We start from the raw sequence: 21,080 nt of genomic DNA on the forward strand, positions 1-21,080 counted from the left end.
ACAGGGGAGAAGTAACGGTAAATTGATTTGGGGATTATGGTATAATTGAGGAAAATATTGGGCCGGGGATGGGATATCCTATGTATGTGATTGTTGACTTTATTAAAAATCTCTTTTTGGATATTTGGGCAATGATAAAGGGATTCCTTTATGGCATCCTATTGTTTGCCGTATTAATTTTGCTGGGCGGTGCCTTGCTGTATGGATTTTTCTATCTAAAAAACGTGGTGTTTTAAAGAATGGCTGGCAAATTCATTAGGTTGAAACAGTCTTGATGAGTTACTTCATAACCATATTAAGGAGTGATTTTAACAAAAAAGGTTTTGAAAAAATCATTTGGACTGTAACTTTAATTGAAGGGTAAAAGGTACTATACATGACGACAGAAATCATACGAATTTTTGATGCGGATATGAATTGCATTGGCGAAAAGGCGAGGGAAGAAGTGCATAGGACAGGGGACTGGCATGAGACCTTCCATTGCTGGTTTACGCTTGGGGAGGAAGTCCTTGTCCAGAAACGATCCAGGACGAAAAAGGATTACCCCGGCCTCTTCGATATCACTTCCGCAGGCCATCTCATGGTGAATGAAACGATTGAGGACGGAATTCGGGAGATTGAGGAAGAACTTGGGGTCAATCTCCATTTCAATGACCTGATTTCGCTTGGCATTATTAAAGAAGAAATTAAGCTCGAGACAATATTTGACCGTGAATTTTGCCATGTCTTCCTATATGAGTGCAGCGAAATGCCGAAGTTCGCTCTTCAAGAGGAAGAAGTGGAAAGCATCCATAGAATTAGGCTTGAAGATGCGATGAATTTTTTCGGAGGCGTTGCGCAAACGATTGAAGTGGCCGCTATTGACGGCGGGTCAAGCCAAATCGTGTCAAAAGACAGCTTTGTCGGCCACGATGCCTACTACATAGAGGTTTTTAAAAGGATAAAAGAATTGAAGGCCGAGCGCATGTGAAAAGGACCGGAGATTTCCGGTCCTTATAAGTTAAACCTCTTTTTAATTAACGAGGCAGCTTCCAGTGCGCTCATATTCGTGTTATTCAATCGTAAATAATTCTCTTTAGTAATTTCCCCATCTTTCGAATTCAAGCGGTATTTTTCCAGCGATTCCAGCAAATTCGCTTCGGACCAGTCCACGTTCCTTTTGCTCGGTTTTTGTTCCAGCCGGAGCGGCGTTTTATTTCGATGGAGCCTTTCCTCGAGATCGGCCTCTAATTCGACGATATAAACGGTTGCGCCCCTCGATTCAAAAAGGGAACAGACCCGGTCGACATAATCCCAGTCCGCCTTAAGGTTAAATGCCCACACGTATGTGAAAATCAGCCCGTCCAAATTACTCTTTGACACTTCTTCAAAGATTTCCTGTCGGAATAGGCCGACCAGTCTTTTCCCTTCAGGGGTGCTGTAATCGAAAAAATGAGAGACAAGGTCAATCGTCATGTGATTATGGAAAAGCTTCAGCCCAGTTAATTTAGCAAGTTCGATGCCGACTGACATTTTCCCGACAGCCTGAGGCCCGGTGATTAAGACAAATTTCATAAATCCTCCTTATCACGAAAAAGATCGGAATGACTCTCGTGAAATAGTTTCTTTTTCATATAATTAGTCGATAATTTAAACAATAGCTTCAGTTTTAAAAGGGGCCTTTATGGAGCGAGAATATGTAGGTGAACTCATTTCATCGGGTCATTCGTATAAGCTTTTATCAAATGACATAGAACCGATAACATTTCCTGTCCCCACAATCCGTGCACCTTCCATAATTTCAAATTCCGCGCCATTCATTAACTTTTCGTATGAAATCCCAGGATAATAATTCAACCATACTTGTGCATTTATCTTTTCATTTGGTTTAACAAGTCCTTCTGGCCCACTTTTAAACATAATCCCCAGATATTCCGTTTCTCCTTTGATGCGAAAATGAGGTCTATATCCATTCACAAACCTGTCCCCATATAGATAATTACCAAGAGAAATTAGATTGTTACCGCCTTCTTCTGAAGATAAAAATTCAACGACAACATCTAACCAAGGTTTCTTAACTATATCTTCAATCATAAAAAACCTCCCTATTTTGCGGAAGTAGCTTCATAATCCGCGCTAGCCCAAACTTCAACACACTCAAAAACCCCGTGTTTTTCAAAATCGCTGACAATGCCCGGGGCAAGGAATCCTTTCACTTCATCCTTATCCGCCCAGCAGAAATCGTCATGTTCAGCGGATAGCATGACTGCATCCGATTCAGTACGGCATAGATACGAAAGGATGGCGACCTGCCTGACCGGACTCGTGAGAATGGTTGTGGCGAAAAGCAGTTTCCCGACCGCTACTTCAAGTCCGGTTTCCTCTGCAATTTCCCGTGCCAAGGCAATTTCAAGTGTCTCCCCAAAATCCAGCTTCCCTCCAGGACACTCCCATGTACCGCCGCCTGCCTCGTCATTCGCAGAGCGTTTCACAATCAATACTTTGCCCTTGTTAGCGACAATACCTTTTACCGCTACAACTATATTATTTTCCATGATGAAAACACCTTTCTTGAAAACATGGCTAATGTTTCCTAAAACCTATTCCTTAATCATTCTAAGAGCTTTTAATAAATCCTCATCGATTTGATTCCCGACACCCTCAAACGTCCTTGTTACGGGAACGTCCGGAACGATGCCAGTATGGTAAGTCGGATTTCCATCCAATCCGATTGTTTCGGTTCCCGTCAGTGTACCCCGGATATAAGGGGCAACCTGATAAGTCTGCGTTTTTCCGTAGCTTCCTCCGGTAAGTCGGCCGACAATCGTCCCCAAGCCATGATCTTTTACATATCGAAGGAAATATTCCGGCGGTCCCACCGTTCCCGCGTTAGCCAAAAACATGATTTTTCCTCTGAATTTAGGCTGGATTGGGTCAATTGAATCCCGCTTTTCGGAAAACGTGGCCATTTTCTTGTGGGGGTAAATAACCTGCATCACCTTTTCGACCGGTCCTAACAGTGTCTGATCGCTTAAATGGCCGATAATTTCCCTATACAATAAATCGTCGGATTTCATTGTGCGCATATCAAAGATAATGCCTTTTGCCTTATCCAGAACATGAAGATACGTAGCCCATGTTTCTTTTATGTCCATGGACAGGTTGAAATAATAGATGCCGTCTTCTATTTCCCAGACATGGTCCATGCGGTTGAACTCATCGACAAAGGCATGTTCCCAGCTTGAAAGTGTTATATTTTTCTCCTGTCCATCACGGGTATAGACGATTTCAGCCTGTCCCGAATCAAGGATTGAATCAATTGCCATCCATGTTCTGAATTGCGTGGATCCAGGCAGGCTTTGGGACAGGCGTTCCACATATCCGCGGGCTTCAACGCCATTAATCGATGTAATAATATCGCCAGCCTTGAAATTCAAAGAATCTTTTGAACCGGTCACAACAACCTTGCCCTCCACGACATCCATCATGATTGGAAGCCGCTTGTTGTTTTTTATCAGTTCCCATAATTGTAAAATTGTTTGTCCGTCGTCCGTTTTCCTCATTAAAGAGGTTAATGTCCTGAAATAATCATCAGGGTTTTTATCATCCGCCGTATCCTCAAGTGCGGCCCGCAGCTCCTGATTCGGATTGATGGAGAAGCTAATGGCCGAAGGATGAAAGTGGGCAAGGACATTCCAGGCCGAAATGATGCCAGCATAACGATAATTGTCATTCTCGGCATTCAATTCTTCTTTCAAATGCTGAAGATTGGATTTTAGTTTCTCATAGTTTTCCCAGCTTTTTTTCGTGGTTCCGAGCGTTTTGCCGTTATCCACAAAGAGGATTAAAGGAAATTTAAAGTGAATTGAATCACCAAGCTCTCCTTCGTATGATTCCACAACTTTTGGATAGCTGGGAAATAGTTGCCCGTCATGAAAGGCCAAGGAACCGTCAGCAATAGTGGCCTCGACCCGCTTGCTTTTATAAGAAGAACTCTGAAGACCGGGAGGACCATAGTGCTGCCAGGCAACAACCTTTCCAGTAGGCGCAACCTTTTTCACCACAGGTGGCTTTTCTTCTTTTAAAAATAATGAAAGGGTAGGGGCAACCGGCAAAAACAGTTCTTCAAGGACCGCCTTCAATTCCTTATCATTCTTTGCTTCCTTAACTTTGCCGGCGCCGTAAATCCCAAACCGGTTCCAATCGAGGTCGGCGGCTTCATCGCTCGGGTGAAAATAGCGAATATACCCATAAAGCCTTCCGAACGCCTCCAAATTGGTATAAAGGCGATCGGGAGTTTTCTTTTTCACCTTGACTGAAGCCTGTTCCTCGGGGAAAAAATTCAACCCGATAATCGCAGCACAGACAATAATAACCAACCCAATGATCCGTAGCTTCGGCCTCTCCATCGCAGCCTCCTTTTGGAAAACATATTAGGGATTATTAATGACTTCAATTGCCTTTTCCACATACTCATCAACACCGTTTCGGACGCCTTCCAGAGTTCTAGTTACTGGTATATCAGGCTGTACGCCGACGGAAAAGTTCGGCATTCCGTCTCCGCTGAACGTATCAGTCCCCGCCATGAGTCCCCGAAGGTTCATTGTAATTCGGTAGTCTTGGTAATACCCGAACGCGCCCGCGGACACCTGGCCTACAATCGTGCCAAGCCCTCTATCTTTTACATAGTTCAGAAAGTACTCTGGCCTGCCAACGGTTCCACCATAGGATAAAAACACTGCTTTTCCTTTAAACACGGATTCTTCAATTACCCGTTCCGGCTGAAACAAATCCTCGAAAGTAGCGTTTTTATGATAAGGATGGACAACCTGCATGACCTTTTCAATCGGCCATTTTCCAGACTTATCACCCTGAAGCTCAATGATGGACGAAAATATCCCGTAATCAAGATTATTACCCCGCATATCGAAAATGATTGCCTTTGCTTGTCGCAGCTCTTCTTTTTTCACGAAGAGGATTTCATTCAATCCCTGTATATTTAAAGAAGGATTAATGTAATAAACCCCATCTTCAAGTAATTTAAAAAAATCGGTACGGTTGAATTCATCTACATAACGAAAGTCGTTTTCGGAAAAACGTCCCTCTTCCTGATGTCCTCCCTGTGAAAAAACGATTTTGGCATTTTCATCATCCAGGACCGAATCGATCGCCATCCATAATTTAAACTGCGGGGATCCGGGGATGTTTTCGGCAATGGAATCGATATACGTCTTTGCATCGACTCCATTGATTGTGACAATCTCATCCCCTGGCCTAAGTTTTGTAGAGGATGGCACGGCCGTTACAACAAACTTATTCTCCACAAAGTCAAAAGCGAACGGCTGGCGCTTGTATGTTTTTGAAAACTCAAGAAACGAAAAGGCTGCTATTCCGTCGTTTGTCACTTCCATCAAAGAATAGAGCGTTTTTAAGTAGTTATCGCGATTTTTATCGTCCGCCGCATCCTTCAGGGAAGCGGCGAGCTGCCCGTTCAGTTTTGACTTTGAAAACTGGGAAGAAGGATGAAAATGGGCGAGCATGTTCCAAGCTGACAGGACCCCTGCAAATCGGACATTTTCATTATCGGTCGATAGACTTGGATCCATTTCCTGGAGATTCTTTTTCAAACCCTCGAACCTGTCCCTGCTCTTTTGGGTGCTGCCAATCGTTTTGTTATTTTCAACGTACAAAGTAAGCGGGAGGTCAAAGCGGATTGATTTTCCTAGCAGCCCCTTGTACCGTTCGTTTTCCTTTGGAAAATTGGCAAATAACATGCCGTCATTTAGTGAAAGGGAGCCGCCCGTACGGATAGCCTGGATGCGCTTGCTTTGGAATAAGGAAGTATCATGGCCCGGCGGACCGTAATGCTGCCAGGCAATTACTTTATCAGTTTTCTTGATTTTCGGCTTTTTTGGTGGCTTCTCATCTTTTGTATACAGTGACAGGGTAGGGGCGATAGGGAAAAAAAGCTCGTCCAATACAGCCTTCAGTTCCTTTTCGTTCGCTGCATCTTTTACTTTTTCAACTCCATACGTCCCAAACCGGTTCCAATCAAGTTCTGCCGCTTCATCACTCGGGTGAAAGTAGCGGACATATCCATAAAGCTTTCCAAATATCTCAATGTTTGAAACTCTTCGGTCAATGGGTTGCTTTTTTGCCTTTACGGCTTTTTCGTTGTCAGGAATAAAGTTAAGACCGGCAATCGCAAGGCAAACAACCAAAATGACGCCAATAATTTGTATCTTCTTTTTATTCATCATATCCCCCATGATGACTAATTTATTGCGGTTTCTTTCCTTCAATCACTTCAATCGCTTTTTCCACATATTCGTCAATTCCGTTTAGGACGCCTTCCATCGTCCGGGAAACATACACATCAGGCTCTATACCGAATTGAAAGGTGGATTTACCAGCGGCATTAATAGTCTCAGTGCCTGTCATGACGCCTCGCAAGCTTCCGTTAATCGGGTACATTTGCAAATATCCATGCGCTCCCGCGGTATTTTGGCCAACAATCGTTGCCAGGCTATTATCTTTTACATAGCCAAGAAGGGTTTCCGCTTGTGCCCTTGTACCGCCATACGCAAGGAATACAGCTTTCCCTTTGAAAACAGGCTCTTCTGGTCTGAGTTCCTCCTGGATTTCGGTGTATGTTGCTTTCCACTGGTACGGGTAAACCGTTTGCATAATCCTTAATTTTGGTCCCTTTACCGGCTTATCCGTCAGTTGCCCAATAAGTTTTGTGGCGAACTGTGCATTATAGGTGGAATTTCGCAGGTCAAAAACAATTCCTTTGGCATTGGAGAGGGCTTCCTTGTTCGCTTCAAACACTCCCTGTACATCATCCGTAATATTGAAATAATAGATTCCTTCCCCCAACTCTTTAAACCCTTCGATTCGGTTGAATTCGTCGATAGGCATATATCGGCTTTTATCGACCGTGATGTCCCGCAAAAGGCCGTCCCGCATAATCCCCAGTTTTACTTTATCAAGTCCGGTGATCGTATCAATTGCACGCCATAACTTGAACTGGGAGGAACCGGGTATCTGATTAGCTTTCTGTGCAAAGTATTCAAACCAGCCGACACCATTTAATGACTCGACGATGTCGCCAACCTGCACATTTGTGAATTCGTTTGCGGCTGTGACGACCATCTTTCCTTCAACAATATCGAGCGCAATCGGGAGGCGGTCCCATCGTGTGAAATCCTGGATGAATGTATGTTCCGCCATGCCATCGCCTGTTTTTTCAAAAAGAAACGCTATCGTTTCAGTATAGTCTTCCCGTGTCCGATCATCGGCTGCATTCTTTAGGGCGGCCCCGAGGCTTCCCGTTAATTCACGACGATTTGGAACGGAAGGATGGAAGTGGGCAAGAATGTTCCAGGTGGTAATCACCCCGGCAAACCGGACATCTTCATCCTCGCTCGTCAAGTTCGGATCCATGCCCGCTAGTTCTTCTTTCAGATTTTCAAACCTGTTCCAACTTTTTTCTGTCGTACCGAGTGTTTTGCCGTTCTCAACATACAGGATGAGCGGCATGGAAAAACGGAGGCTCTCACTTAACGTCCCAGTGTGTTTTTGGTCAAGTTCCGGATAATGTGAAAATAACATTCTCTCATCGAATGCATACGCGCCATCAACCAGGTAGGCGTGTACCCGGTTGCTTTTGAAAAACTGAGTGTCAGTCCCGGGCGGCCCATAGTGCTGCCAAGCAACTACTTCCGCGGTCTTTTGCGGTGCCGGCGGTTTAGGAGCCTTTTTTCCTTTTTCCGTAATCACCAATGAAGGCGCGATTGGCAAAAATAATTCCTCGAGCGCCTTCTTTAATTCTTCGTCATCTGCCGCATCCTTGACACGGCCTGCTCCGTACACCGCAAACCGGTCCCAGTTGAGCCCGGCCGATTCATCACTAGGGTGGAAATAATGGACATATCCATACAGCCGCCCAAATGCCTCTAGGTTTGTAACCCGGCGCTCTATACTTTGCTTTTTTATCGTTGTGCCAGCTTCGTCATCTGGCGCGAAAGTTAAGCCAACGATAGCCAAACAAACAATCAAGATGAATCCAATAATGCGCAAATTCTTTTTGCTCATTTTGTAATCCCCCTGTTTTTCCCTTTCCTTAACTTCCATTATAGCCCAGTTGGGAATGCAGAGATAAATTTTTTATAGAATTTGCCAGGAAAAAACTAATTGGACGAGCATATAATGAGCAGGCGAAACTCTTAAACTTTTTTCTGTTTTTCTTTTTTTAAAAAAAGGACTATGACCTTGAATCGGTAGAATACGAGTGGTAAAATCAACATTCTGAGAGAGGAGAATTCATTTGAACAACAAAGATGTCAGTACTGTACGCAAGCAATTCAAAATAGACAATGATCGATTGAATATCACGGAAATTTTCAATGTTTATGTAAAAAAAGAAACGTCGGAAATCTATCATACGGAAAGCCACCCATTCGGGATGCTTGAACAGTTCCAGCAAGAGCTTTTTATGGATAACTTTAAGAAGGTTGTGGCGGGGCAGCTGGATTCCAAGCTGTTTGATTTAAAATTTAGGCGCGGTGAGGAAGGCAGCACCCAGACCATACTGTTCGATAGCCTGCATTATGCTGACAACGAGGCCTGGCAAGAAGCGATGCTCGCGATTGTCGCCAAATTGTTCGACGGGTTGGTTTATGAAATGGATACAGTTGTCACATTCATCCGCGGCGAATTCAGGGTTGCAACGAGAATGAGGAGTGCGGATTCCGAAGAGGGCGGGGACGATGAAGTGTATTCCCATAAATTCATCCTTTGCAGCCTGAACCGGACCGACCAGCCAAAATCAGCGCTCATCTTCGATTACATCGAGAAGGCGTTCAAGGCAAGCAGCGCGGTTGACCCGATTATCAACCTGTCGGCGCCGATGTTCGGCTTCCTTTTTCCGACATTCAACCAGGGAGTGGCCGATGTGAACCATATCCTTTATTCCGCTGGAAAGCCGAATCAGCCTTCACCGCATTTCGTTGAACATGTCCTGTCATGTGAGCCAATCAATACCGCAAAGGAAGAGAAGGACAACTTTGAACAGGTCCTGCAGACGATTATTGGTGAGAAGGTTGAAACGGATGTACTCGCAAACATCTACAGCGAAATCAATAAGGTACTTGAGGAATCCGAGGAGACGGAAGCGCCGCTGCTGGACTACCACGATGTCGAACGTATCCTTGCCGATAGCGGCGTAAAGGACGTCACATCCGAAAAAGTCGAGTTCGCCTTTAAAAACGTCCTCGACAATGAGAAAAAGGAAATCAAAGCAACCAGCCTTGTTCCGAAAACGATAAAAATCAACACAAAGGTTGCAACGGTTACCATCAGCCCCGAAGACTTAAGCAATGTCCGCTACGTGACCATCAACGGAAAACGCTGCCTGCTACTTGAGGTAGAAGAAGATGCGGTAGTGGAAGGGTTTCAGTTGGAGAATGTATCCCTGTAGTTTAAAAAATAAGCTATGTTAAATGATATTGTTAATAAATGACCATAAAATAAGGACCCGATTGAGGTCCTTGTTTTAAATCCTTATTGAAGATAAGCATCCGTTACTTTAAGTGATTTTTTTCACAATAAGTCTTATACCATTTAGTTTTAAATGTTTTTATCTAACGCTTTTTTCTTTCTCGTGTGCAAAACACAGTAATCTTTGTTGTGCCATTTTCATAATAGAATTCTCTTCTAGCTACTATGTAACCCCAACCATCTACTATTAAGGTATCACCCTCAATCGGAGTAAATAAGTCTCCAGTAGACTTAAGCGGGCTTTCGAAAATATATTTTTCTTCTGCTATATCATAATAAAATAATTCAACTTTCATTCGCTCACCTCCCAAATAGAATACGATACGAACAACTTTAAGTTTCTATCAACTATAATATTTTATTTAAAGTGACTTTTTCGCTAACCTGCCCTTTAATTAAACAATTTGATACTTACTTTTTAGGCATAGTGTATGTCACAGAAATACCACTGTTTTCTTCAATCTTCGTAAAAATTTCATCAAGGATTTCTAATGCTCTTTCATTTGATTCGTACTTCCCTAAAACCTTACTCCAGTGATTCATAGAATCACTGCCGATAACACCTTCTATCTTTTTCCCGTCTACAGTAACCTCTTTTACATTCATCAAACTTTTATTATCTTGTGTAGCAATCCATAACATAAAAAATCCATTCCTTTCGTTCATCTTTCATTCTTACTTACACCACAATCTGCCCCCATTTGTTTAGCAATGACATACACCATTCTTCAATCTACTGCCCCTTTAATAAATTCAACAAGAAAGAGTGCTTATCCTTCTTTAGTATAAGCACCCCGTTACTTTAAGTATATATCTTCACAAACTCATTAAGATAATTTGCTTATTTAGTGGTCGACATTTTTTTCTCCTTCTTTGAATATAAATTTGACAGTAATTAGACATACGTCTTCCTTATCCACTCCGTTTAGCTGGATAATGTTTAAATCAGTGGGGACGATTAATCACTCTTCCGTTCCTTTTTTTCTCCCTAATAGCTATCCATACACCCATAAATCCCGCAGCAAATGAAGCTGGAATGCTATTCCACTAACCTCCCATTTGAACAAGGCATATGAAACTCTGAATATAGATAACATTAATTTATACTAAATAGCCACAGTCGAAGATAAGCCATTCCACAGAAGTAATAGTCATACTTTTCCTTATTTGAAAATTTTACAGAGGGCTGATCTCACAAAACCGGTCTTATCATCAGCATATTGATGCTTATCATGTTTGTTTTTACCAGAAAGCCGGAACTTCAAATTTTCATATTCAATACGGGCATCTTCATTGTTTCGCAAGTAGTCTCTGAATTCCAGTTGCTCCAGTAAATACTTGTTTCCTTTTTCGTACATATGAATCTGGTGCGTACGTGGTTCGCCTTTGTTGAAATAATGCCGTTCAGGCAGCACATTTGTGCCTCTATATCGATAACCCAAAGCTTCAAGAGGGGAAACACAATGCAAGCCATCGCCGAAATGCTCAAGTTCAATCGCGATATCAAGGATAGGTTTCGCGCTTAAATGGGGTACCGCCGTGCTCCCGATATGATGGACCGCTACGATATACGCCCCAATTTTTTCTTCAATTTGAACTTTCTCTTTTAAAAACTCTTCTTTCCATTCTTGTGTCCACGGAACGAGGAACACTTCTCCGCGCGGCAAGCCTAGCATTCAATCCACCTCCCTTATGGGCTATTTTATAAAACTAAAAATCCATCAACAAATCTTTTCCCTCAACGTATGGCGGATAAATGTCAGGATGCAGTATATGTGCGATTTGCGCCAGGCCGTTCAGCAATAAAGGAGAAGGCCTGCAATACAGCGGCTCATCGAGTATGTAAAGCTGATCGTTCCGGATTGCCTCAATTTCTTCCCAGCCCGGCCGTTTCAAAATAACCTTTGGATTGACCTTCTTCTTGTGGACGCCGACCCAAACAACACAAATTGTGTCGGGATTTCGTTCCTTTACGTCATCCCAATCGGTTTGCACGCTGGCTTCTGGCCTGTCTTCAAAAACATTCCGCCCGCCAGCGAGCTTGCTGATTTCAGTCAGCCAGTTGGCAGCTCCAGGCGTGAAAATCGGCTTCGCCCACCACTCCCAGTAAAGGGATTTCGGCGCATCGATCTTCCGGCTTAAAGACTCATAGAAAGAGAGAATCCGGTTGAATTTTTCAAACAGCTGTTCAGCCTTTTCGGAAGTATTCGTAACCTTGCCGACAAAAAGGATGCAGTCGCCGACTTCCTTCAATGTTTTTGGATTCGGAACGATTACATATGGGATGTACCGTTTCTCAAGCTCTTCGATGTTGCGTTCCATTCCCGGGACAGACAGGGAGGCTAAAACCAGATCAGGCTGGAGTGCTTCAACCTTATCCATGTCGATGTTCAAATCCGGGCCAAGGCGAGGCAGCCCATTGATTTCCGCGGGCCAATCGGAAAAGTCATCCACACCAATAAGCGAAGGCGCCAACCCCAGGTAAGCAGCCAGCTCGGTATTGCTCGGACAGATGGAAATCAGTCTCATGGCAAACTCCCCCTTGTATGTTCTTCGTTATTTCTATTATAGTAAAATCATTTACTTTGAGCGAAAGGTTATTAATTTTACAGGAAAAACAGACGGTTTAGTCGAAAATAATGAAACAGGGCAAAAACAACATTACTATCTGTTTTATATGAGCACAAATGAACAGGAAGCGCCGGTTCACAGCTGATAGACTGTGTTTGAGAGGAGAGGGTTGCACATGGAGGGGCTTCAAAGGATGCTGGAAAGCATCGAGTATATGGAACGGAATTTGGATAATAATCTTCTGATTGAAGACATAGCTGCAGTGGCCTGTATGTCCAAATTTCACTTTCAACGGATGTTTAGTATGCTGACCGGTTTTACCGTCAGTGAGTATATCCGGAACCGCCGGCTCACATTGGCCGCGCAGGAGCTGGTTAACTCAAAAATCAAGGTGATTGATGTTGCCATGAAGTACGGATACGAAAGCCCGGAATCGTTTACAAAAGCATTTCGGCGCATTCATGGAATAAGCCCGTCGGATACAAAGAAAAACAGCCAATCCTTGAAGGCGTACCCAAGGCTCTCTTTTCAAATAAAATTGAAGGGTGATGTGGAAATGGATTACAGGATTATTGAGAAAGAAGCGTTTACGATAGTGGGGAAAAGTATCAGGACTTCTACCATTGGCGGGGAGAACAACCGGAATATCGCGGCTTTCTGGGTTGAATCGAACGAGAATGGATTGTCGAAGGAACTTGCGAAAAACTGTGGCCAGCTTGGGTTAATCGGCGCTTGCGTGGAGTTTGATAAAGATCAAGAAAACCTAATCTACATGATCGGCGCGGAAAAAAATATAAGCCAGCTCCCCGAGTCCTGGGAGGAAAGGGAGATACCTGCAGCAACGTGGGCAGTTTTTCCGGTGCACGGCGCCATGCCTGAAGCGATTCAAAAGGTATGGGACAGGATTTACTCCGAATGGTTCCCGGCAACCGGGTATGAGCATGCCGCTGGGCCAGAAATGGAGGTTTATTGCAGCCCGGCTGACCCTTACTCCGAGGATTATTATAGCGAAATTTGGATTCCGATTAAGAAATAATAGATAGTGGCAACGAGGAGGAGCAAGTAAAAAACCCTTTAAGGAAATTCAACCTTAAAGGGTTTTTTACATAGGAAAATGGTTAAACCAATGGCTATTTAAATAAATTCTACATTATAAAGTTATAATTTCGCTGTGGCATACCGGTCTTCTTGGGCTGCCTTTTCCTTTTCCAGCAATTCCACAAGGGATTCAACTGTTTTCATGATTGATTCATGTGTCACATCGCGGCCAAGGATTGCACTGGCCCTCTGAATTAATTCATCTTTATTAACGTTCATACCTTTTACCTTCCCATTCATATTGAATCGTTAAACACCGTGGCTGCCAACTCAATATCCTTTTGACAATTATATCCTTCAATCTGAGGACGACTGCAGGTGGTCTCCTGCTTATTTGTAAAAAACCATTCCCTGTCAGTATTATTTATGATTGTTCAAATTAAATCAAGGTTATTTTCGACTATTTTCGTCTTTTTTCTGCAAAAAGGATAGTGTACTGGCCACTTTTCAGCTGTACATGGACAGAACCTTTTCAAGATCAGCGACCAATTGCTTCAGTTCGTCCGGATTTAACCGAATCGGCATTTGGTCATTTAGGGTAATAATTTGCCCTTCTCCTCCGTTCTCATGTTTTTTTAAATAGCGGTAAATGCTCGTTAATTGGTTTTCCTTCAGGACCGATTGGGTGCTCAAGTTTTTCACCTTTTGCAAGGAAAATTCATTCATTGATGGGTCAAATTCGCCCGAAATGATGGAACCTTCTATAATCATCTTTTCGCTCCTTTTTCATTTTGGGTTAGTTTTCCCTTTCGGAAAAGGAAAAATGCCAAGGCCCATCGTAATCGGTACAAGCATTTCTTGTGTAAAATTGAACCCCAGCCTCTATACTAAAAAGAAAGATTGGAGGGATTCATGTGCAGATTGAAATGTGGACAGACTTTGCTTGACCATTCTGCTATATTGGCAAAAAGCGTCTGGAGGACGCTATTCAGAAGATTGGTCAACCAATAGAAGTAACGTATCGGTGCTTTGAACTGGACCCGAATGCGGGCCGGGATATTAAAGAGAACATGTATGAAATGTTGGCGAGAAAATACGGGATGAGCATTGCCCAGGCAAAAGCAAACTCTGACAATGTGGTGAGAATGGCGAAGGAAGTTGGACTTGAGTACAATATGGATACATTGATTTTGACCAACACCTTTGACGCCCATCGTTTGACGATGTTTGCCAAAACAAAGGGACTCATGAAAGAAACGACTGAGAGGATTCTCCGCGCTTATTTTACGGAGTCCAAACATATTGGCGATCATGAAACATTGACGGAGTTGGCGGTGGAAGTAGGACTCGACCGGGAAGAAGTGGCACAAATGCTTGCCAGCGATGCCATGGCCGATGCTGTCCGTGCCGATGAGCAAACAGCACGGCAGTATGGCATTTCCGGAGTCCCATTCTTTCTCATTAATAAAAAGTACGCTATTTCCGGTGCACAGCCAACCGAAGTGTTTGTCCAGGCATTGGAAAAAGTACTAGCGGAGGATAAAATCGTCGTCTTAAATAACATGGGTGGAGACATGTGTGATGACGATGGCTGCGAAATTCCGAAGAAGTAGGCATGCCTCTTTTCTGGACGGCTCAACATTTTTCTTATATAGTAATGGTGACAATTGAAGTTTGGAAATGTAGGGGAGCCGGTGTTGCTGGCTGAGATAGTATCCAAAGATGCTGACCCTTTTACCTGATCTGGTTAGTACCAGCGTAGGGAACATCTTCTAGTAGACGTTTATTCGCCTATTATGGATTTTTTTATGCGCTCGGGATAACCCGTGCGCTTTTTTATTTGGCTTGCTAGCAAAAATATAAATCCTACTAGCTTATTTATACATACATTTCTTAACCCGACCATCTTTTCCGCTTCATTGTCAAAAAAACAGATGAGAGGGGAAAATCATGAGAAAGCTGCTTATTGCATTATCCACAGTATTACTGGCATTGGGCCTTGTGGCATGTTCTGCGGACAAAAAGGAGCCAGGTACCTCAAAATCGTTAAAGAAGATCAAGATTGTCCTCGATTGGGCGCCGAACACGAACCATACAGGGATTTATGTCGCGAAGGAGAAGGGTTATTTTAAAAAACATGGTCTTGATGTCGACATTATCCTTCCTGGGGAGGCGGGTGCTGACCAGCTCGTTGCGTCCGGCAAATCGGAATTTGGGGTTAGCTATCAGGAGTCGATTACCCAGGCGAGAATCCAGGGTGTACCGCTTGTGTCGGTTGCGGCTGTCATCCAGCACAATACCTCCGGATTCGCTTCGCCAAAAGCGAAAAACATAACATCCCCTAAGGACTTTGAAGGCAAAACGTATGGCGGCTGGGGATCGCCAGTCGAAAAAGCGGTTTTGAGCCTGTTGATGAAGCAGGAAAATGCAGACGTGGACAAAGTGAAAATCGTCAACATGGGCGATTCCGACTTCTTTACGGCTGTAAAGCGGGACATTGATTTCGCATGGATTTACTATGCATGGACTGGGATTGAGGCGGAGCTGCGGAACGAACCAATCAACATGGTTTACCTGACCGACTATTCAGAGAAACTCGACTATTACACGCCTGTCATTGCCACGAATGAAAAAATGATTAAGAACGACCCGGAGACAGTGAAGGCATTCGTTGCGGCAGTTTCCGAGGGGTACGAATTTGCAATAAAGAATCCATCCGAGAGCGCTGATATTTTACTAAAAGCTGTCCCTGACCTTGATTCCGAGCTTGTGAAAAAAAGCCAGGAGTGGCTCTCGCCAAAGTATCAGGATGATGCCAAGCGATGGGGCGAACAAAAGCTTGAAATATGGGAAAATTACAGCCAATGGATGTTCGAAAACGGACTTCTAGAAAAGGAACTTGATGCCGAAAAAGCTTTCACAAATGAATTTTTACCGGAATAAGGAGGAGTAAACGATGGCGAACGCGCTAGTGAGTATCCAAATCATACCGAAAGCCGCGACGAGTGAGGAGACGATAAAGCTGGTCGATGCCGCTATTGAGGTAATCGACCAGGCTGGAGTAAAGTACGAGGTCCATCCGCTGGAAACAACGATGGAAGGTGAACTTAGCCAGCTCCTTGGCGTCATTCAAAAAATGAATGAAAGAATGATTGAACTGGGGACACCGAATGTCATATCACAGATAAAGATTCTCTACCAGCCAAATGGCATTACGATGGATCGGTTAACGGAGAAGTACCGCAGATGAAAAGATTTGGGAACAAAGGGTGGAGCCCGATTGCGGTGCTCCTCCTTTTCTTCATGGTTTGGGAAGGGATGGCTTCCTTTTTTAAGATTCCGGCCTGGCTTCTGCCCGCCCCTACCGCGATTTTAAAAGAAGCCTTCGCCAATTACCAGCTGTTTTTGCCGGATGTGGGTGCAACGGTGATGCTAGCTGCTTCAGGACTTTTGCTTGGGGGATCGATTGGCTTTATCATCGCGACGGTGCTGCACCTCGTACCGCCACTAAGGACTGCGATGTATCCCTTTTTAATCATCTCGCAAAATGTTCCAATCATTGTACTTGCTCCGCTGTTGGTCATCTGGTTCGGTTTCGGCTACCTGCCTAAGTTGATCATCATAACGCTCGTCTGCTTTTTCCCAATAACAATCGCCCTGTTGGACGGCTTCAGGAATGCGCCGAGGGAACTTGTCCATTACATGAAAATGTCCGGTGCGACGTCAACCCAATTGTTCGCCAAGGTCCAGTTTCCGAATGCATTGCCGCAGTTTTTCTCGGGTCTGAAAATATCTGCAACGTACAGCGTCATGGGGGCGGTCATTTCCGAGTGGCTTGGCGCGGAAAAAGGGATTGGCGTCTTTATGACCCTTTCGTCCTCGGCATTCCGTACCGATCGTGTTTTTATTGCCATTTTTGTTATTGTCATTTTGAGCATGCTGTTTTACAGCATCATTACATTTCTTGAAAGAACAGCCATCAAATGGGCACGGGAGGGAGAGCGATGATTGGAGCGAAAATCAGGCTTGAAAATATAACTCATTCATTTAACGAAACCGGCCTTGTCCTTGATGGAATCTCACTCCATGTAAATGATGGTGAATTTGTTTCAATTATCGGCCCATCAGGAAGCGGGAAAAGTACTATTTTTCAAACGATCGGCGGTTTGCTGAAGCCGGAAAGGGGAGACATTTTTCTGGAGGGGCGGAGGATTAACGGGGAAACCGGAAACATTGCCTATATGCCACAGCAGGCCTCGCTGCTTCCTTGGCGGACTGTTTTGAAAAATGTCCTCCTCGCCCAGGAGCTTTCCGGCAGGACGGATGAAGCAGAAGCCCTAACATGGCTTGCCAAGGTTGGACTATCAGGCTATGAAAATGCCTACCCGCATCAGCTTTCAGGGGGAATGAAGCAGCGCGTCGCGTTCATTCGGGCGCTCCTTTCTCAGCAGCCCATCATGCTGCTCGATGAACCGTTTTCCGCACTAGACGAATTTACACGGTTCGATATGCAAAAATGGCTTCTGTCCGTATGGGAAGAAAAGCGGAAGTCGGTCCTATTCATCACCCACAATATCGAAGAGGCGCTGTTCTTATCTGACCGGATTGTTCTTCTTTCGCAACGCCCGGCGAAAGTCATAAAAGAATTTAAGGTACCGTTCAATCGGCCAAGGACCGACCGGCTTCTTCTGGATGATTACTTTTTAAAGCTGAAACGCGAGATTTACTGTGCCATGAAAGAAGGGGAGAAGCATGAAAGCCATTGATGCGCATATCCATTTGGACAAATATCCGGAGGACGAACGGGAGCTCATCATCAATAGCTTAGGGGAAAATCAGGTTGAGGCTTTGATTTGCGTTTCGATGGACCTCGCTTCCTGCAAGGAAAACCTGAGGCTCTTTGAGAACTGTCCGCGAATTCATCCCGCTTTCGGCTACCACCCGGAGCAGCCGCTTCCTTCCGATGCAGAGCTGGATAAGCTGTTAAATTGGATTAGTAGGCATAAAGAAAAGATGGTTGCGATTGGCGAGGTAGGCCTGCCGTATTATATGCGTACCGATTCCAAGAACGCCCATTTCTCGTACGAGGGATATATAGAATTACTTGAGCAGTTCATCCTATTGGCAAAAAAGCTCAACAAGCCAGTGATCCTCCATGCCGTTTATGATGACGCGCCAATTGCCTGCGGGCTCTTGGAGAAACACAGCATCGAGAAAGCGCATTTCCATTGGTTCAAGGGCGACAGGAAAACAGTCGAGCGGATGATTGCGAATGGGTATCATGTTTCGTTCACACCTGACATCCTGTATGAAAAAGAAACGAGGGAGGTTGCCGAGCTGTATCCTTTGCAGCTTATGATGGCGGAAACGGACGGACCATGGCCTTTTGAAGAAAGGTTTTCCGGAATAATGACTCAACCTGCCATGGTCCTTGACGTAGTGAAAGAGCTGGCGTTAATAAAGGGAGTTCCTGTTGAACAAGCGGGTTCCATCTTTCATGCGAATACAAAACGTTTTTACAAGCTTAAGGATATCTTTTGAAAAATAAAAAAGAGACACCGATTTAAATTAATCTGTGTCTCTAAATGCACTTTATATGTTCACCATTATAGTTCAGAAGGATAGACTCCAAGTTGTTGGAACATATCCAGTGTATTGAAAACAACCCGATTCATTTTAATCTTTCCTTGCTCTAGTTCAAATAGGGAAATACCTTGAATCTCAGCATATTTATTCGTTGGCGGCAATCCCATTAATGAAGCCGAGTTATTTCCGCTACCTTTTATGATATATGCACGAAAGTACATTTTATGAAAAATAGGGGGCCATTTTAAAAAAAGACAACAATCCGTGATTAGTCTCCGCATACTAAGAAAAAATAGCGCTCCTATATTATTTTTCTCAACAGTCGGTTTTGGCTAAAATAGAGGAAGATAATCAGAGAACGGAGCGCGCCGACATGATTGTTCCACTGGACATAACGCATATACCAAAAATTCTTCAGGCCCAGAAAGAGCTTTATAGCATGAACTTCAGGAACATGGTGTTCAACAAGGAATTCTACGACATGATTCTTTCCTGGTATCAAGTTGCACTGGAAACCCATGATTGGAAGGCATTCGTCCTCCTAGTAAATGAAGAAGTTTCCGGGTTTTACCTGGCCCAGTACAAGGAAGGGTCAGGCTACCTGTCGCAGATGTTCGTTTCCGGAAAGCTTCGGGGGCAAGGGTACGGCAAGTTGCTCCTCGACCATTTCGAGCAGGGAATGATGGATCCTGGCTATTATATCCTACAGGCAAGCGGCATGAATAAATCTGCCGTCGCCTTCTACGAACGGAATGGCTACGAAATTCTTAGGCCTTATGAAGACGAAAACGGCGATCCCAGGTATTTGATGATTAAATATAACTTTTAAGGAACCCACTCTCATCCATTTGGAAGGGGGTGCTTTTTTATGGGCTGTCTAGATGCCATGTTAAATATATTAATCAACTTGCATATTCATATACAGCTCATAAATTTCATCCGATTTCGAGGGTGTTAAATCTGTTAACAATACCCCATTTTGCAAAAGTGCGGTGATGATGATTAGGCCGTAATAGTAGCCGGATTTTACAGGTAAATGCCCGCCTTCCTTCGCCATGAAGTATTTTTCAACAAGTGGTTGGGTTAAGGCTTGATCAAAATCTTTCAAGATTTCGTTTTCGATTTTATTAAAATTGGTTTTTAGTAATCGGTAGTTTTCTTGGGAAACCATCAGTGCTTTTGCAAAATTGGCGTCGATCAGTTCAGCTTGATTTACAATCAAAGGCGTTATTGTCGCGAGCCCCTCGGCGATTGCTAACTGTTTTACTGTGAGGCGTTCAGAACTCTCGGCAAAATTTAGTTTGTGAAACCGTACAAGATGATTGAATTCGTGAGGAATTAATATATTTATATCGGACTTGGCAAGCCTCTCAAGCCCCAAATACAAAGATGGTTTTGAAGTAGGCGGCGCGGTTCCGTCAATATGGCCAAATCCCACGAGTAAAAAAACATCAAAATCTTCCTCGAATTTGAAAAACTCAGCACACTGCAATAAGGATTCTTTGATTTTTGTAACAGGTTGCAAAGCCAACCCGTTTTCCGCCTTTAACAGTAGTGTATCGAAATCAAGGGAATTGATTACAGGCTTTAACGCATTTAAATCAGCTAAATAATTTGTTCGGAAAATGGCGTCGAAAACCTCCTGGTACTCCTCATAATAGTTGAACCACGCCTTGTACCTTTTTTCATCAGACTGAAAGCTAATTACTTCCCTAAATCGCTCCAATCCATTGTAAATATTCAAGAGCCATCCTCCTAAATGAATCATCGTATTGTAAATATTTAACATCGGGCGCTGAAAATCCTTCAAATTAGGGTGAAATGGACAGGCGGAAAAAAATCTTTTATTCTTGAATTAACAAATTCAGAAAGGGGAAAGACTTGAATGGCCACTGAAATCAAATCAAAAATGAGCATACATAAGCCAGCCAGTGAAGTATATGAAGCGTTTGCCGATCCTGAAAAGATGGCAAATTACTGGTTCTCATCCGGTACTGCGAGAGTCGAACAAGGCAAGACCATCACATGGAGGTACGAGGAATACAACGCGGAAGGGGACATACAAGTCCTTGAAACCGAAGAAAACCGAAAAATCGTCTTTTCCTGGGGCGGAGTAGGGGAAGAAACTGTTGTGACCATACTCCTGGAACAGCGAGAATCCGGAAACACGATTGTCCTAGTGACTGAGTCCGGCTTTAAGGAAGACGACCCTCATCTTATCAGCAAATTGCTGGGCCAGCAGCAAGGCTGGATATACATGCTGACCTGTTTGAAGGCCTATCTGGAAAACGGAATTAAGACTCTGCGCGCCTCCCTGGTGCATTAGGTGAAAATTAAAAGGTAGG

26 protein-coding genes and 1 riboswitch are annotated in these 21,080 nt (G+C 43.9%); of the genes, 12 read left to right on the forward strand and 14 right to left on the reverse strand.

Annotated elements, in window-relative coordinates; all coding sequences use genetic code 11:
* Positions 1–80: 80 nt before the first annotated feature.
* Positions 81–236: a hypothetical protein gene (locus tag V1499_RS05870; protein ID WP_409274557.1), complete on the forward strand. Its 156-nt coding sequence runs from the start codon at positions 81–83 to the stop codon at positions 234–236.
* A gap of 140 nt (positions 237–376) precedes the next feature.
* Entirely contained in the window at positions 377–970 is a 594-nt protein-coding gene (locus V1499_RS05875) for an NUDIX hydrolase (protein ID WP_409274558.1), read from the forward strand.
* Positions 971–993: 23 nt separating this feature from the next.
* Here V1499_RS05875 and V1499_RS05880 read toward each other — a convergent pair whose 3' ends face one another.
* From V1499_RS05880 to V1499_RS05905, 6 genes are all read right to left on the reverse strand, one after another.
* Positions 994–1,554 carry an AAA family ATPase gene (locus V1499_RS05880; RefSeq protein ID WP_409274560.1) on the reverse strand — a complete coding sequence of 187 codons (561 nt, stop codon included), beginning with the start codon at positions 1,552–1,554 and terminating at the stop codon, positions 994–996.
* Positions 1,555–1,701: 147 nt separating this feature from the next.
* On the reverse strand, positions 1,702–2,073 hold the full coding sequence (locus V1499_RS05885; RefSeq protein WP_409274561.1) for a hypothetical protein: 372 nt from the start codon (positions 2,071–2,073) through the stop codon (positions 1,702–1,704).
* A gap of 11 nt (positions 2,074–2,084) precedes the next feature.
* Positions 2,085–2,534: an NUDIX hydrolase gene (locus tag V1499_RS05890; RefSeq protein WP_409274562.1), complete on the reverse strand. Its 450-nt coding sequence runs from the start codon at positions 2,532–2,534 to the stop codon at positions 2,085–2,087.
* A 45-nt stretch (positions 2,535–2,579) separates the two neighbouring features.
* A complete protein-coding gene (locus V1499_RS05895) occupies positions 2,580–4,388 on the reverse strand; it encodes a S41 family peptidase (RefSeq protein ID WP_409274564.1) in 1,809 nt (602 codons plus the stop codon).
* Between the two features lie 24 nt (positions 4,389–4,412).
* A complete protein-coding gene (locus tag V1499_RS05900) occupies positions 4,413–6,236 on the reverse strand; it encodes a hypothetical protein (protein ID WP_409274565.1) in 1,824 nt (607 codons plus the stop codon).
* Positions 6,237–6,258: 22 nt separating this feature from the next.
* On the reverse strand, positions 6,259–8,076 hold the full coding sequence (locus V1499_RS05905) for a S41 family peptidase (RefSeq protein WP_409274567.1): 1,818 nt from the start codon (positions 8,074–8,076) through the stop codon (positions 6,259–6,261).
* A 232-nt stretch (positions 8,077–8,308) separates the two neighbouring features.
* On the opposite strand from V1499_RS05905, the gene V1499_RS05910 reads away from it, so the two are divergent.
* Entirely contained in the window at positions 8,309–9,460 is a 1,152-nt protein-coding gene (locus V1499_RS05910; RefSeq protein WP_409274569.1) for a DUF4317 domain-containing protein, read from the forward strand.
* A 163-nt stretch (positions 9,461–9,623) separates the two neighbouring features.
* Here V1499_RS05910 and V1499_RS05915 read toward each other — a convergent pair whose 3' ends face one another.
* The 4 genes from V1499_RS05915 to V1499_RS05930 form a co-directional block, all read right to left on the reverse strand.
* Positions 9,624–9,836: a hypothetical protein gene (locus V1499_RS05915; RefSeq protein ID WP_409274571.1), complete on the reverse strand. Its 213-nt coding sequence runs from the start codon at positions 9,834–9,836 to the stop codon at positions 9,624–9,626.
* A gap of 115 nt (positions 9,837–9,951) precedes the next feature.
* The gene (locus V1499_RS05920; protein ID WP_409274572.1) at positions 9,952–10,182 is read right to left on the reverse strand and encodes a hypothetical protein; all 231 of its coding nucleotides are present in this window, start codon (positions 10,180–10,182) and stop codon (positions 9,952–9,954) included.
* A 521-nt stretch (positions 10,183–10,703) separates the two neighbouring features.
* Positions 10,704–11,216: a GrpB family protein gene (locus tag V1499_RS05925; protein WP_409274574.1), complete on the reverse strand. Its 513-nt coding sequence runs from the start codon at positions 11,214–11,216 to the stop codon at positions 10,704–10,706.
* A gap of 34 nt (positions 11,217–11,250) precedes the next feature.
* Positions 11,251–12,069 carry a cobalamin-binding protein gene (locus V1499_RS05930; protein WP_409274576.1) on the reverse strand — a complete coding sequence of 273 codons (819 nt, stop codon included), beginning with the start codon at positions 12,067–12,069 and terminating at the stop codon, positions 11,251–11,253.
* A gap of 217 nt (positions 12,070–12,286) precedes the next feature.
* Here V1499_RS05930 and V1499_RS05935 point away from each other — a divergent pair, with 217 nt between their 5' ends.
* Positions 12,287–13,147, forward strand: coding sequence for an effector binding domain-containing protein (locus V1499_RS05935; RefSeq protein WP_409274578.1), 861 nt, complete (start codon positions 12,287–12,289; stop codon positions 13,145–13,147).
* Positions 13,148–13,269: 122 nt separating this feature from the next.
* Here V1499_RS05935 and V1499_RS05940 read toward each other — a convergent pair whose 3' ends face one another.
* Both V1499_RS05940 and V1499_RS05945 read right to left on the reverse strand, forming a co-directional pair.
* Positions 13,270–13,428: a hypothetical protein gene (locus V1499_RS05940; protein WP_409274579.1), complete on the reverse strand. Its 159-nt coding sequence runs from the start codon at positions 13,426–13,428 to the stop codon at positions 13,270–13,272.
* Between the two features lie 228 nt (positions 13,429–13,656).
* Positions 13,657–13,920 carry a hypothetical protein gene (locus tag V1499_RS05945; RefSeq protein ID WP_409274581.1) on the reverse strand — a complete coding sequence of 88 codons (264 nt, stop codon included), beginning with the start codon at positions 13,918–13,920 and terminating at the stop codon, positions 13,657–13,659.
* A gap of 188 nt (positions 13,921–14,108) precedes the next feature.
* Here V1499_RS05945 and V1499_RS05950 point away from each other — a divergent pair, with 188 nt between their 5' ends.
* The 6 genes from V1499_RS05950 (at position 14,109) to V1499_RS05975 (ending at position 18,690) form a co-directional block, all read left to right on the forward strand.
* Positions 14,109–14,762, forward strand: a complete 654-nt coding sequence (locus tag V1499_RS05950; RefSeq protein ID WP_409276236.1) for a DsbA family oxidoreductase — start codon at positions 14,109–14,111, stop codon at positions 14,760–14,762.
* A 61-nt stretch (positions 14,763–14,823) separates the two neighbouring features.
* A riboswitch (TPP riboswitch) is annotated at positions 14,824–14,931 on the forward strand.
* A 168-nt stretch (positions 14,932–15,099) separates the two neighbouring features.
* The gene (locus tag V1499_RS05955; RefSeq protein ID WP_409274583.1) at positions 15,100–16,092 is read left to right on the forward strand and encodes an ABC transporter substrate-binding protein; all 993 of its coding nucleotides are present in this window, start codon (positions 15,100–15,102) and stop codon (positions 16,090–16,092) included.
* A gap of 13 nt (positions 16,093–16,105) precedes the next feature.
* Entirely contained in the window at positions 16,106–16,399 is a 294-nt protein-coding gene (locus V1499_RS05960; protein WP_409274585.1) for an MTH1187 family thiamine-binding protein, read from the forward strand.
* Complete coding sequence (locus V1499_RS05965; RefSeq protein WP_409274586.1) at positions 16,396–17,157, forward strand: ABC transporter permease; 762 nt, start codon at positions 16,396–16,398, stop codon at positions 17,155–17,157. The genes V1499_RS05960 and V1499_RS05965 overlap by 4 nt, the downstream gene beginning before the upstream one ends.
* Positions 17,154–17,915, forward strand: a complete 762-nt coding sequence (locus tag V1499_RS05970; RefSeq protein ID WP_409274587.1) for an ABC transporter ATP-binding protein — start codon at positions 17,154–17,156, stop codon at positions 17,913–17,915. Before V1499_RS05965 ends, V1499_RS05970 begins: the two co-directional genes overlap by 4 nt.
* Entirely contained in the window at positions 17,902–18,690 is a 789-nt protein-coding gene (locus tag V1499_RS05975; RefSeq protein ID WP_409274588.1) for a TatD family hydrolase, read from the forward strand. The genes V1499_RS05970 and V1499_RS05975 overlap by 14 nt, the downstream gene beginning before the upstream one ends.
* Before the next feature lie 65 nt (positions 18,691–18,755).
* On the opposite strand, the gene V1499_RS05980 is transcribed toward V1499_RS05975, so the two are convergent.
* Entirely contained in the window at positions 18,756–19,016 is a 261-nt protein-coding gene (locus V1499_RS05980; RefSeq protein WP_409274590.1) for an ester cyclase, read from the reverse strand.
* 92 nt (positions 19,017–19,108) lie between these two features.
* Here V1499_RS05980 and V1499_RS05985 point away from each other — a divergent pair, with 92 nt between their 5' ends.
* Positions 19,109–19,564: a GNAT family N-acetyltransferase gene (locus tag V1499_RS05985; protein ID WP_409274592.1), complete on the forward strand. Its 456-nt coding sequence runs from the start codon at positions 19,109–19,111 to the stop codon at positions 19,562–19,564.
* 69 nt (positions 19,565–19,633) lie between these two features.
* On the opposite strand, the gene V1499_RS05990 is transcribed toward V1499_RS05985, so the two are convergent.
* Positions 19,634–20,479 carry a DUF2268 domain-containing putative Zn-dependent protease gene (locus tag V1499_RS05990; RefSeq protein ID WP_409274594.1) on the reverse strand — a complete coding sequence of 282 codons (846 nt, stop codon included), beginning with the start codon at positions 20,477–20,479 and terminating at the stop codon, positions 19,634–19,636.
* A 141-nt stretch (positions 20,480–20,620) separates the two neighbouring features.
* On the opposite strand from V1499_RS05990, the gene V1499_RS05995 reads away from it, so the two are divergent.
* Positions 20,621–21,061 (forward strand): SRPBCC family protein, encoded by a 441-nt coding sequence (locus V1499_RS05995; RefSeq protein WP_409274596.1) that lies wholly within the window; start codon positions 20,621–20,623, stop codon positions 21,059–21,061.
* The last annotated feature ends 19 nt before the right edge of the window (positions 21,062–21,080 follow it).

This window comes from Neobacillus oceani, from assembly GCF_046237595.1.
GTDB lineage: Bacteria > Bacillota > Bacilli > Bacillales > Cytobacillaceae > Bacillus_D > Bacillus_D oceani.

Coding starts and splice junctions, on each gene's coding strand:
- V1499_RS05970 (WP_409274587.1), top strand. CDS start 17,154: ATGATTGGAGCGAAAATCAGGCTTGAAAATATAACTCATTCATTTAAC.
- V1499_RS05890 (WP_409274562.1), bottom strand. CDS start 2,534: ATGGAAAATAATATAGTTGTAGCGGTAAAAGGTATTGTCGCTAACAAG.
- V1499_RS05880 (WP_409274560.1), bottom strand. CDS start 1,554: ATGAAATTTGTCTTAATCACCGGGCCTCAGGCTGTCGGGAAAATGTCA.
- V1499_RS05975 (WP_409274588.1), top strand. CDS start 17,902: ATGAAAGCCATTGATGCGCATATCCATTTGGACAAATATCCGGAGGAC.
- V1499_RS05870 (WP_409274557.1), top strand. CDS start 81: ATGTATGTGATTGTTGACTTTATTAAAAATCTCTTTTTGGATATTTGG.
- V1499_RS05960 (WP_409274585.1), top strand. CDS start 16,106: ATGGCGAACGCGCTAGTGAGTATCCAAATCATACCGAAAGCCGCGACG.
- V1499_RS05915 (WP_409274571.1), bottom strand. CDS start 9,836: ATGAAAGTTGAATTATTTTATTATGATATAGCAGAAGAAAAATATATT.
- V1499_RS05945 (WP_409274581.1), bottom strand. CDS start 13,920: ATGATTATAGAAGGTTCCATCATTTCGGGCGAATTTGACCCATCAATG.
- V1499_RS05930 (WP_409274576.1), bottom strand. CDS start 12,069: ATGAGACTGATTTCCATCTGTCCGAGCAATACCGAGCTGGCTGCTTAC.
- V1499_RS05885 (WP_409274561.1), bottom strand. CDS start 2,073: ATGATTGAAGATATAGTTAAGAAACCTTGGTTAGATGTTGTCGTTGAA.
- V1499_RS05955 (WP_409274583.1), top strand. CDS start 15,100: ATGAGAAAGCTGCTTATTGCATTATCCACAGTATTACTGGCATTGGGC.
- V1499_RS05875 (WP_409274558.1), top strand. CDS start 377: ATGACGACAGAAATCATACGAATTTTTGATGCGGATATGAATTGCATT.
- V1499_RS05980 (WP_409274590.1), bottom strand. CDS start 19,016: ATGCGGAGACTAATCACGGATTGTTGTCTTTTTTTAAAATGGCCCCCT.
- V1499_RS05940 (WP_409274579.1), bottom strand. CDS start 13,428: ATGAACGTTAATAAAGATGAATTAATTCAGAGGGCCAGTGCAATCCTT.
- V1499_RS05920 (WP_409274572.1), bottom strand. CDS start 10,182: ATGTTATGGATTGCTACACAAGATAATAAAAGTTTGATGAATGTAAAA.
- V1499_RS05925 (WP_409274574.1), bottom strand. CDS start 11,216: ATGCTAGGCTTGCCGCGCGGAGAAGTGTTCCTCGTTCCGTGGACACAA.
- V1499_RS05905 (WP_409274567.1), bottom strand. CDS start 8,076: ATGAGCAAAAAGAATTTGCGCATTATTGGATTCATCTTGATTGTTTGT.
- V1499_RS05985 (WP_409274592.1), top strand. CDS start 19,109: ATGATTGTTCCACTGGACATAACGCATATACCAAAAATTCTTCAGGCC.
- V1499_RS05995 (WP_409274596.1), top strand. CDS start 20,621: ATGGCCACTGAAATCAAATCAAAAATGAGCATACATAAGCCAGCCAGT.
- V1499_RS05900 (WP_409274565.1), bottom strand. CDS start 6,236: ATGAATAAAAAGAAGATACAAATTATTGGCGTCATTTTGGTTGTTTGC.
- V1499_RS05965 (WP_409274586.1), top strand. CDS start 16,396: ATGAAAAGATTTGGGAACAAAGGGTGGAGCCCGATTGCGGTGCTCCTC.
- V1499_RS05895 (WP_409274564.1), bottom strand. CDS start 4,388: ATGGAGAGGCCGAAGCTACGGATCATTGGGTTGGTTATTATTGTCTGT.
- V1499_RS05935 (WP_409274578.1), top strand. CDS start 12,287: ATGGAGGGGCTTCAAAGGATGCTGGAAAGCATCGAGTATATGGAACGG.